Raw genomic sequence first — 10,452 nt, forward strand, 5'->3', positions numbered from 1 at the left:
AAAAACAATAGCGTTTAAGCGTTTTCGTTTAAGTAGTTTAATACGACTTCGTGGTGATCTTTGGTTTTGAACTTGTTGAACACATGTTCGATCACGCCTTCTTCATTGATCAGAAAGCTAATGCGGTGAAGACCGTCGTATACTTTGCCCATGAATTTCTTTTCGCCCCAAACGCCGAACTGGTCAGCAACGGCATGGTCTTCATCAGAAAGCAGAGTGAAGTTTAAATCATCGCGCTCGATGAACTTGCCTAGACGCTTTACAGGGTCGATGCTTACGCCGAGTACCACCACGTTATGTGCATCGAGTTCAGCTTTGATGTCACGAAGGCCTTTTGCTTGTGTAGTACAACCCGGCGTCATCGCCTTAGGGTAAAAGTAGAAAAGTACTTTCTTGCCTTTAAAGTCTTCAAGAGAAACGGTATTTCCGTCTTGGTCGAGCAAAGAGAAGGCTGGCGCTGGCGAGCCTGCTGTCAGCGTATTCATTTTGATTTCCTTTACTTTATAGTGTGTTTTTAATGAAATTCAGAGAACCTTGTACGTTGAGCGACTTACAAAGTTCATCGAAGTCTTCTTGTAACTGCATCAAATTAAAATCCGCGCTTACAGATGCAGTAATCGCAATGTGAAACTGGTCAGAATCGAGTTGAATTTTCGACTTGCTGATGGTTTGCGCGCTAAGAGAGTCTAAACCAATCTGCTGATCAGCGAAGAACTTAGTAAATTTTTCAGTTAACCCAGGGCGGTCTTCAGACTCAATAAACACTTCCATGGTGTAGCTGTTATCGAGCAGTTCGTGCGCCGCTGTGCGTTTCATGATCGTAATAAGGTCATGTTCTTGGCCAAGCAGGGGCAATTGTGTTTCAACTCGAGTCACGCTGCTGGCGTTCCCAGTCAGGAGCATGATCAGCGTAAATTCGCTGCCAAAGATAGCGATACGGCTATCGACTATGTTACAACCAGCTTGAGTAACGAGCTGTACGACTTGGTTACAAATGCCTGGACGGTCCGTTCCAACTGCTGTAAGTACCAGATGTTGCTTCATAAATGAGCTTCTTGTCCTTTCTTCAATAGAGAGATGTTAGCACAGATATTGCGAAGAAATATCGAGCCAGTTCTTTTTTAGTCCATAAAAAAGCAGTCGGAGCTTGAGGGGAGTGGTGGGAAATAAACAGTAAATGCAGGCTATAGGATAAACAAAACGTTTGCATGATGTGCTTGCCTATTGTCTGGCCGTTTTATTCACTTAGATCTGACTTGGCTAACAAGACCAAAGAGTATATTTTCCTTGCTTGTGCTCTTCAGTATTTTCCAAATCACTGATAGATTCTAAAGTCACTCGAAAGCCCAACACGATTATCAATATTGCCGTTAATCAAACCAAATAGAGCAATTAAGTTGCTAGACCTCTAACAACTGGTAATTATTCATTCATTTGTACTTTGTAAGCGAGTTTACGCTCTTGTGTTTTTCAATCGCATTACAGTACCATGCAGAAAGAGTTAAATGAGGGAGATAAACATGTTTTCAGGAAGTATCGTAGCGCTGATTACGCCATTCAAAGCAGATGGCGAAGTAGACTTTGACGGTCTGCAAAAGCTAGTAGAGTACCACGTTGAAGCGGGTACAGACGGTATTGTGGCAGTAGGCACAACAGGTGAGTCAGCGACACTGACCATTGAAGAGCATGTAAAGGTCGTTAATAAAACTGTTGAGTTTGCCGACGGTCGCATCCCTGTGATTGCTGGCACGGGTGCAAATGCAACCCATGAGGCAGTAACATTTAGCAAATTACTGGCTGATTCTGGTATTGCTGGCTTCCTGAGTGTGACACCGTATTACAACAAACCAACTCAAGAGGGTTTGTTTCTACATTACAAGGCAATTGCCGAAGCGAGTGATGTGCCTCTAATTTTGTACAACGTACCAGGCCGCACTGCTGTTGATATGCAGCCAGAAACAGTGGCACGCTTGTCAAAGCTTGATAATATCGTAGCTCTAAAAGATGCAACGGGCGATTTGGAACGAATTGCAATTCATCGTGAACTTTGTGGCGAAGATTTTATCTTACTAAGTGGCGATGATGCGACAGGGCTGGATTTTGTGAAACTTGGCGGCAATGGTGTTATCTCGGTAACGAACAATATTGCAGCTAAAGACATGGCAGACATGTTCCATTTGGCAAGTGAAGGTAAGTACGAAGAAGCAGAAGCGATTAACCAACGCTTGATGACTCTACACAAAAACCTTTTCATCGAAGCAAGCCCTATCCCAGTAAAATGGGCAGCGCAAAAGCTTGGTTTGATTGAAGAAGGTGGTTTGCGTCTTCCTTTAACTACGCTTTCTGAAAAATCGCAGCCGATCGTCGAGCAGGCGCTAACAGACGCCCATATTTATTAAGATTGAGCTATTAAGATTGAGTTACTAGGATTGAAGTTCATACTGGGGGCCAAAGCGCCCTCGGTGTTTTAGGAGTATAGATGAAGCTTTCAAGCCAGTTAGTGTTAAGTTCATTAGCTGTATTCGTATTGACTGCCTGTTCAGGTGGTGCCAATCAACGTCGTCAAGCAAAAGATGACTTCGAGTATTTGAACTCCCCAAATTTGGGTGAGTGGAATGTCCCACAGGGTGCACAGCCTCAGTTTTACCCTAACTACGAGATCCCTCAGGGTAACTACGCTGGTGGTGTCGGTAAAGATGTCGACATTCGTCCACCTCAACAAGTCCTAGAGCTTATTCCCGGTGCACGTCTAGACCGCAGCAGTGATGGTGAAGTGACACTTTGGCTACTTCGTAAAGATGAACTAGATAAAGTTTGGCAAACGGTGCAAAACATGGTCGCGGCTAACGAGATTCCAGTTGAAAGCCAAACAGACTCTCGCATCGAGACAGGGTGGGTGACTTGGGATTCGCCAGATGAAGAGCTAGAAATTGGCAGCCGATATGAAATCGTACGCGCTGAAGCAAACGGTCGACACGGCTTTAAGGTGAGCCTTATTGACTGGCGTGAAGGCAATCAAGTGAAAGAAGTAACGGCGACCAACCGTGAGCGCTACAATGTGTTCATGACGAACTTGGTCACCGCTCGCTACGATCAAGAAGTGCGTGAAGAAGCACAGCGTAAAGCGCAAGAGTTGGTTAAACAGATCCCAATCACAATGGGTAAAGACCGCAGCGGACTTCCAGTGATTATCGCGCGTGCGCAATACAACATGCTTTGGCAACGTCTGCCTAATATTCTACCTAAGATGGGCTTTAAGATTGAAGAGCGTAGCCAGTCTCAGGGCACAATCACTGCGAAATATGCATCTCCGGATGATGAATTCTGGAACGATATCGGCGTTAAACCAGTGGAGTTAGCCGCTGGTAAGTACACATTCTTACTTGGTGATTTAGGCAACCGTACGTCTATCAATATCACCGACTCCTCTGGCAAGCCAGTAGAAGAAGAGTTTTTGAAATCACTAGCGCCTGTATTGGCTGCAACAGTGAAGCAGTAAACAAAGCGAGCTTAACGCGGCGTGTTTACTTAATGATAGAAAAGGGACCTAGTGGTCCCTTTTTTGATGTTTAGATTAAATGTGTCGAGATGAAGCTGGTGAGTAACTAACGAGGCTCGTTTTTGTTTTTATCTTCTTCAGCGTAGCGCTGTTTATCCAATGTGTTCAGCTTATCTAAATCGTTCTTACGGCTTTTATCCATCTGACCAAACTTCATTTTTGCGGTATATTTGAGTGCGGCAATATTACCAATGACCACGCTCAACACTACAATAATAATGACCCAAGGATTGGTTAGTATTTCTATCATAGAACCTCCGGCGGCGTGATATTGTGAATAAATTTGGCAACGACGTTATCCAAATTATTCAGTATGACGTCAATCCCTGCAATGTTGTCGGTCTGATTTTGTTTAATCAACTGGCTTCTGAGTACATCAAGCGTCAACTGCTCGAGGCATTGCTGCCCGACAGCGCGGTGACTAATGTGCCAAGGCTCAATCGAAACGCCACCTAAATCATGCTGATAAGGGAAGAAGAAACCAAACCGACCAAGGTTGGCTTTTAACCATTGGTAGAACGCCTGCTGGTGGCCTTCAAGATACTCCCAAGGTTCCAACTTGAGTTTTGTGTCAGCAGGCAATAAATTGCGCGCATAGACATCAAAATCACACCCCCAATGATGACGACTTCCTCCGGGCAATGCCGACCAGCGCAAAATGGCCATCAATTTCTCTTCGTCATTTAACTCTGCTTTATTCAAAGGGCGGGAGTTGATGTCGAGAATTGGCAACTCACCAGAAAACTTCCCGTTCCAGATGGCTTTTTGGCGATTAAAGTCACGAAAACCACTGGCGATTTCCATTTTAAAACCTGCTTCTGTTGCCGCTTCAATCATCTTTAGCAGATCGTCAGCCACTTCAGGGTGGAGTAGAAACGCTTTTTGACCCACTAAAGTGGATTCCAGATGAGAATCTGTGGTGCCGGTGAGTTGCTCTGGTGTCATGGTGCTCTCGCTGATTACTTCGCTAACAGGTGTTTCAACGTGTTCTCGTACATGTCAGTCAACTTTTCTAGATCGTCCACTTTCACGCATTCGTTCACTTTATGAATCGTAGCATTAGCAGGGCCTAACTCTACGACTTGACCACCCATTCGAGCGATAAAGCGACCATCAGACGTACCGCCAGTTGTAAGTAGGGCTGGCTTCGTATCATTCACGTCGGCAACAGCAGCAACAACTGCATCTAGCAGCGCGCCTGTATCGGTCAGGAATGGGTCGCCGTTGAATGTCCATTTTAGATCGTAGTCCAGCTCATGCTTGTCCAATGTTTCGGTAACACGCTGAACAATTGCGTCATTGTTAAGCTCAGTACTAAAACGTAGGTTGAACTGAACATGGAACTCGCCAGGAATGACGTTAGACGCACCAGTGCCAGCCGATACGTTCGGGATCTGGAAGCTGGTTGGTGGGAAATAATCATTTCCTTTGTCCCACTCTGTTGTTGCGAGTTCATGAATCGCGAGTAGAGACTCGTGCACAGGGTTATTGGCTAGGTGAGGATAGGCCACGTGGCCTTGTGTTCCTTTTACCGTTAAATCGCCCGTGATAGAACCGCGACGTCCATTTTTCACCACATCGCCAACCACTTCGGTGCTGGATGGTTCACCGACGATACACATGTCGATATTTTCGCCACGTGCCATCAACGTTTCTACAACACGAACGGTACCATTGATAAATGGTCCTTCTTCATCCGACGTAATTAGAAAGCCGATTGAGCCTTTGTGGTCTGGGTTTTCTTCAATGAAGCGTTCGACAGCAACGACCATAGCAGCTAGCGACCCTTTCATGTCCGCTGCACCGCGACCGTGTAGGTAACCATCAATAATAGTTGGTTCAAACGGATGTGTATCCCAGTGCTCCAGTTTGCCAGCAGGTACCACATCGGTGTGGCCAGCGAACGCAAATAGTGGCGCTTCTGAACCACGGCGAGCCCAGAAGTTCGTGGTGTCTTCAAATACCATCACTTCAATTTCAAACCCGAGTGCTTTTAAGCGCTCGATCATCAAATCCTGACAACCTGCGTCTTCCGGCGTTACAGATTGTCTACTGATCAGATCTTTAGCAAGTGCCAATACTGGACTGTCTGTCATCCTTGAGTATTCCTTTATTTAAGAGTTGAAAATGGTAGCGTATTGATCAGCTTTAAAACCGATATGAAGTTGATCATTCACTTTTAAAATTGGGCGCTTGATCATCGCCGGATTTTCTACCAAAAGAGCGATCGCGTTTTCTTCGTTAAGCGTGTCTTTTTGTTCTTGTGTCAGTTGGCGGTAGGTCGTGCCACGTTTGTTGAGCACCTGTTCCCAACCTAAAGCGCGACAAAATTCGCTTACCATAGCTACATCAACGCCTTGCTTACGGTAGTCATGGAAGTCGTAAGTAATATCCTCAGCTTCTAACCATTTTTTGGCTTTTTTGATCGTATCGCAGTTGGGAATACCAAACATGGTAATCGACATAGTGTTTCCTTTTTTCTTTGTTCTATTTTTCACTGGCGCGGTTAAGACGCACTTAAGTGATTTGGGCTGCTATAGCATCCTATCAAGAAGCAATCAAACTGACAAAATGCGGTGGAAAATATTTTCAGATAGATTGAGATAACTGATGTTACGTAACTTATTTACGATGAATGCACTATAAATCGAATAAAAAATCGTCTAAATCAAATGGAAAAGTCGAGTTATTGATCAAACGCAACATCTCGCTGAGCAAAAACGAAATAATGAATCAGCACAATTTTAGGAGGTGTCAATGGAATTGAGTCCTGTTTTTGCAAGGCGGCTATATTTGGCCTTGTTGGTGGAAAACCTAGAAAGGCCGAATGTGCCAAAGTTGATCGAAAAAACGGGGTGGCCTCGTCGTACAATTCAAGATGTACTCAAGGCGTTACCTGGGATCGGCATTGAACTCATATTCGTTCAAGATGGCCGACGTCATAATGACGGCTATTATCAACTTTCAGATTGGGGGCCTTTTGATAGCCAATGGGTTCTAGAGCGGGAGAGAGATATCGCTAGCAGTCTTGGATTTCGTGCATAAGCCAGCAATTGCTGGCTTTTTTCATATTCAGGCGTCATCCATTGCAGCGGTAAGCGGAGCCCAGCACGCTAAATGAGGTGATAAAATCTTGTGGGGAGACCATAAAAACGGTGTCCGCATCGATAGCCGCGGCATTGTTTTTTAAATCATTCATTGCGCCTTGCATCATCGCGTCATTGGTCATGAAAATGTAGTTATACCAATGACCCTCGCTTCCGGTGACTTCGCCTTTGTATTCGCATCGATCAGGGTTGAACTGAGCGTCAATGCGAATATGAACATCTTGGCTTTGAGCATGAGTAAGGTGAGAAGGCATCGTGCAACCAGAGAGAAGTACGACAAAAAGTCCAAGTAACAGGCGTCTCATCAGCTATTTCCCCAATACTATGTAAGCAGCAAAGCCAATCCAGCTCAGAGCGAGCAGTATCCAAGGCAGTTTGCTTGATACATGGTTTGGCGCATCGTCGGTGATGTTGTCTTGTTCGATAGTCTCTTCATGCTGACGTTGCTTTTCACGTTGCTGTTTTTTCTTCGCTTTATCGGCTTGACGATTGCGCTCTTTTTGCTGCTTCTTATATTGAGCGATGCCTTTTTCGATACCTTGAGCGATAAGCTTGGTTTGCTCTTTGGTTTGCCCCGGTTTCTGCGTGGATTTGGCAATTCTCATCGCTTCGGCTTGAGTTTCTTGAGAAGGCGCTGGGGTAGCTGGAGTTCTTTTTTTCATGTTTCTCATCAACGTCATTGTAAATCTTTGTTTAGTTTACCTGTGTAAGATGATGAAATGAACTTTAGTTCTCATCTTTGCTGGCTTGCAACTCTGAAATGATAGGTTAAAGTGGCGTTTTATCACATTAAGAAGAAGATGTTGTGCGCTACTCGTTTGACCAATATGACGCCCATGGATTTTTAAAAGCGCCGATTATTTTATGGTTTGGATGGATGTTTCTTGTACGTTCATGGGTTGTGTTTGCGATGGCAGGCGTAAGTCGTGATAGTGGCAGTAAGCTACTCGCTATTGTTTATCCAGACTCAAGTACGCTGTATTTGGGTTTGGCTATGGGCATTCCAAGCCTGCTTCTCATGTGGTTGATGGGGCTCCGTCACCCCGATAGAGGATGGGTAAACAGAATTACTCGCTATGGTCGAGAGATCACTTTGATCTTGTGCGGTATCCAACTGGCTCAGACCATGTATCATGTGTATCTGGAACATGGTGTATTCAATTGGGCAAACGCCCTTACCATTACCTTATTAGCTTGGTTTATGATCTATCTTCTAAATGGAAGATGGGTAAAAGACTGTTTTCATGTGCCACAATTGGAGCGCAATGAAGAGCAGCCTTCGAAGAATTAAAAACAATAACTTCCCACACCGGGGCAAAGTATAGAGGAAACCTCAATGTCACAAGCTCAAACGGCGATCGTGCCAGAAGCAGGGCCATTTGCACTGTACACTCAACTTAAAGTGAACCAAAACCGTGAAAACGTATTGGATAAGCTGAAAGCACTACCAAAGTTAGTGGAAGAGTTAAATATTACCCAGCCAGGCGCGGCGCTGACCCTTTCTATCGCATTCACAAAATCGTTTTGGCAACACCTCAATGTAGACGCGCCAGAAGAGCTTATTGATTTTACTCAACTTGGCGAAGGAGACATCGTAGCGCCTGCAACGGATGTTGATGTGCTGATTCACTGTCACTCTACTCGTCACGACTTGCACTTTTATGTTCTGCGTAAGTTTCTAGAAGAGACGGCAGAAGATGTCACCATTGTGGACGAAACGTATGGGTACCGTTACCTTGATGCTCGTGATATGACAGACTTTATTGATGGGACAGAAAACCCGAAAGGGGAGGCTCGCGCTGATGTGGCTCTAGTAAAAGAGGGCCCATTTGCTGGAGGTAGTTATGTCATGGCTCAACGCTTCGAACATAACCTTGCCGCTTGGAATCGCTTGAATGTCAAAGCGCAAGAAAAAGTGATTGGTCGTACCAAACCAGACTCTATCGAGCTAGAAGACGTTCCTGCTGCATCACACGTTGGTCGCGTTGATATTAAAGAAGAAGGAAAAGGTCTCAAGATTGTTCGTCATAGCTTGCCATACGGGACGGTAACAGGGCCTCATGGCCTGCTGTTTATTTCTTACTGCAATACACTTCATAACATTAAAGTGATGCTAGAAAGTATGTACGGCGTGACCGATGGTAAAACAGACCAAATGCTTCGTTTCACAAAAGCGGTAACTGGTGCGTACTTCTTCGCTCCTTCACAAGAAATGCTCGCAGAGCTAGCCATCAAGTAAGTTCTCAGACTTTATTTCTTAAGCCCTCCAATTGGAGGGCTTTTGTTTTCTATTTCTATTCCAATCTCTTTTCAAAAAACACTAAACTTTTCTGTTACTTGGTCGATAAGTACTCAAAGCCTTAATTTTAGGACTCTTTATTCGTGGCGATCACCGTTAATACCAATGTAGCAGCACTTGTCGCACAGCGTCATTTGACCAGTGCAACGGATATGCTGAACCAATCCATGGAGCGTTTGTCTTCAGGGAAGCGTATTAATAGCGCAAAGGATGACGCTGCGGGTCTGCAAATCTCCAACCGCTTGCAATCACAAATGCGTGGTTTGGATGTCGCGGTACGTAACGCGAATGACGGCATTTCCATCATGCAAACTGCGGAAGGCGCGATGAATGAGGTGACCAATATCATGCAACGTATGCGTGATTTGTCGCTACAGTCAGCCAATGGTTCAAACAGCAAAGCGGAGCGCAATGCACTGCAAGAAGAAGTCTCTGCTTTAAATGATGAGTTAAGTCGTATTGCAGAAACGACCTCCTTTGGCGGACGTAAATTGCTGAATGGCACATTCGGTACATCGTCTTTTCAAATCGGTGCAACGGCTGGTGAAGCGGTACAAATTGGCCTGCGGACCATGCAGCCGGAATCTTTAGGTAGCTTTTCAATGAGCTCATATCAAAGAGTCAGTTCAGATTGGACGGTTCAAAACGGAAATAATGAAATTGTTATCAGCTACCGTGATAACAATTTTGAAGAGCAGGAGATCCGTATTGAAGCTAAAGCTGGCGATGATATAGAAGAACTCGCGACTTACATTAATGGGCAAACCGATAAAGTGAAAGCGTCTGTTAATGAAGAGGGGCAACTGCAGTTACTCATGTCCCACAAGGACGCCATAAAATACCCTGGACCAACCTTCAGTGGTGGCCTGGCTGATGAGTTAGAACTTGGCAAGTATGTCACCGTAAATAGAACGGTAGATAGTATTGATATTAGCACGGTCGGTGGCGCTCAGATGGCGGTCGGTATTTTAGATGATGCTTTGAAAACGGTAGATGGCAGTCGTGCGGAGTTAGGCGCGTATCAAAACCGCTTTAATCACGCGATCAATAATCTAGATAATATCCACGAAAACTTAGCCGCTTCCAACAGTCGTATCCAAGACACTGACTATGCCAAAGAAACTACGCAAATGGTGAAGCAACAGATTTTACAACAGGTCAGTACTTCTATTCTGGCACAAGCAAAACAAGCGCCAAACCTAGCATTGACCTTGCTTGGCTGATGAACGGCCTTGCCCGAATTTAACGCAAAACCTGCCTGTATCGACAATTCGAAAAGAAGCTTTAGCGAAAAATGAAAGTTTTTTTGCTTTTTTATCCGCTTTGTCACGATTACCCCTCCAAACGAATTATTTTCAAAAAAATCTAAAATTTTCTCTAAAGAAAACAGGGCATGCGCCGTTAATAAAAGTAACTTTGAGAGAACTACTTGGTTTTCCGAGACGTCGGAAACCGCTACACCGGAAAATCAATTGGAGAAATCACCA

Annotated in this window: 15 protein-coding genes; 7 read left to right on the forward strand and 8 right to left on the reverse strand. The window is 44.7% G+C overall.

Annotation, left to right across the window (positions count from 1 at the left end):
• Positions 1 to 14: 14 nt before the first annotated feature.
• Positions 15 to 485, reverse strand: a complete 471-nt coding sequence (gene bcp, locus R7Z47_RS12260; protein ID WP_005380418.1) for a thioredoxin-dependent thiol peroxidase — start codon at positions 483 to 485, stop codon at positions 15 to 17.
• A gap of 16 nt (positions 486 to 501) precedes the next feature.
• Positions 502 to 1,044 (reverse strand): glycine cleavage system protein R, encoded by a 543-nt coding sequence (locus tag R7Z47_RS12265; RefSeq protein WP_005380420.1) that lies wholly within the window; start codon positions 1,042 to 1,044, stop codon positions 502 to 504.
• Between the two features lie 476 nt (positions 1,045 to 1,520).
• Between R7Z47_RS12265 and dapA the strand changes: the two genes are divergently transcribed.
• A complete protein-coding gene (gene dapA / locus R7Z47_RS12270; protein ID WP_005380422.1) occupies positions 1,521 to 2,399 on the forward strand; it encodes a 4-hydroxy-tetrahydrodipicolinate synthase in 879 nt (292 codons plus the stop codon).
• Positions 2,400 to 2,479: 80 nt separating this feature from the next.
• Entirely contained in the window at positions 2,480 to 3,499 is a 1,020-nt protein-coding gene (gene bamC / locus R7Z47_RS12275) for an outer membrane protein assembly factor BamC (protein WP_005380424.1), read from the forward strand.
• A 106-nt stretch (positions 3,500 to 3,605) separates the two neighbouring features.
• Here the strand turns inward: bamC and R7Z47_RS12280 are convergent, their stop codons facing one another.
• Genes R7Z47_RS12280 through R7Z47_RS12295 form a run of 4 tightly spaced genes read right to left on the reverse strand, consistent with a single transcriptional unit; the run spans position 3,606 to position 6,024 of the window.
• Positions 3,606 to 3,809, reverse strand: a complete 204-nt coding sequence (locus tag R7Z47_RS12280) for a DUF2897 family protein (protein WP_005380425.1) — start codon at positions 3,807 to 3,809, stop codon at positions 3,606 to 3,608.
• The gene (locus R7Z47_RS12285; protein ID WP_262607101.1) at positions 3,806 to 4,504 is read right to left on the reverse strand and encodes a M15 family metallopeptidase; all 699 of its coding nucleotides are present in this window, start codon (positions 4,502 to 4,504) and stop codon (positions 3,806 to 3,808) included. Before R7Z47_RS12285 ends, R7Z47_RS12280 begins: the two co-directional genes overlap by 4 nt.
• A gap of 14 nt (positions 4,505 to 4,518) precedes the next feature.
• Positions 4,519 to 5,655 carry a succinyl-diaminopimelate desuccinylase gene (gene dapE, locus R7Z47_RS12290; protein ID WP_262607102.1) on the reverse strand — a complete coding sequence of 379 codons (1,137 nt, stop codon included), beginning with the start codon at positions 5,653 to 5,655 and terminating at the stop codon, positions 4,519 to 4,521.
• Positions 5,656 to 5,673: 18 nt separating this feature from the next.
• Positions 5,674 to 6,024, reverse strand: coding sequence for an ArsC family reductase (locus R7Z47_RS12295; RefSeq protein ID WP_048625863.1), 351 nt, complete (start codon positions 6,022 to 6,024; stop codon positions 5,674 to 5,676).
• A 292-nt stretch (positions 6,025 to 6,316) separates the two neighbouring features.
• On the opposite strand from R7Z47_RS12295, the gene R7Z47_RS12300 reads away from it, so the two are divergent.
• Complete coding sequence (locus R7Z47_RS12300) at positions 6,317 to 6,604, forward strand: helix-turn-helix domain-containing protein (protein WP_005380433.1); 288 nt, start codon at positions 6,317 to 6,319, stop codon at positions 6,602 to 6,604.
• A gap of 34 nt (positions 6,605 to 6,638) precedes the next feature.
• Here the strand turns inward: R7Z47_RS12300 and R7Z47_RS12305 are convergent, their stop codons facing one another.
• Positions 6,639 to 6,971: a DUF4156 domain-containing protein gene (locus tag R7Z47_RS12305; protein ID WP_081441201.1), complete on the reverse strand. Its 333-nt coding sequence runs from the start codon at positions 6,969 to 6,971 to the stop codon at positions 6,639 to 6,641.
• Between the two features lie 3 nt (positions 6,972 to 6,974).
• Positions 6,975 to 7,328, reverse strand: a complete 354-nt coding sequence (locus R7Z47_RS12310) for a DUF2956 domain-containing protein (protein WP_182034634.1) — start codon at positions 7,326 to 7,328, stop codon at positions 6,975 to 6,977.
• Between the two features lie 143 nt (positions 7,329 to 7,471).
• Here R7Z47_RS12310 and R7Z47_RS12315 point away from each other — a divergent pair, with 143 nt between their 5' ends.
• From R7Z47_RS12315 to R7Z47_RS12330, 4 genes are all read left to right on the forward strand, one after another.
• Complete coding sequence (locus tag R7Z47_RS12315) at positions 7,472 to 7,957, forward strand: DUF2919 domain-containing protein (RefSeq protein ID WP_012841521.1); 486 nt, start codon at positions 7,472 to 7,474, stop codon at positions 7,955 to 7,957.
• 45 nt (positions 7,958 to 8,002) lie between these two features.
• Positions 8,003 to 8,905, forward strand: coding sequence for a Dyp-type peroxidase (locus R7Z47_RS12320; RefSeq protein ID WP_048625862.1), 903 nt, complete (start codon positions 8,003 to 8,005; stop codon positions 8,903 to 8,905).
• Between the two features lie 143 nt (positions 8,906 to 9,048).
• A complete protein-coding gene (locus R7Z47_RS12325; RefSeq protein ID WP_042521439.1) occupies positions 9,049 to 10,188 on the forward strand; it encodes a flagellin in 1,140 nt (379 codons plus the stop codon).
• Positions 10,181 to 10,452, forward strand: a 272-nt coding sequence (locus R7Z47_RS12330; RefSeq protein ID WP_225474167.1) for a hypothetical protein, incomplete at its 3' end; no start/stop codon positions are given. The genes R7Z47_RS12325 and R7Z47_RS12330, both read left to right, overlap by 8 nt.

The organism is Vibrio sp. 1641 (genome assembly GCF_033339995.1).
Lineage (GTDB): Bacteria > Pseudomonadota > Gammaproteobacteria > Enterobacterales > Vibrionaceae > Vibrio > Vibrio alginolyticus.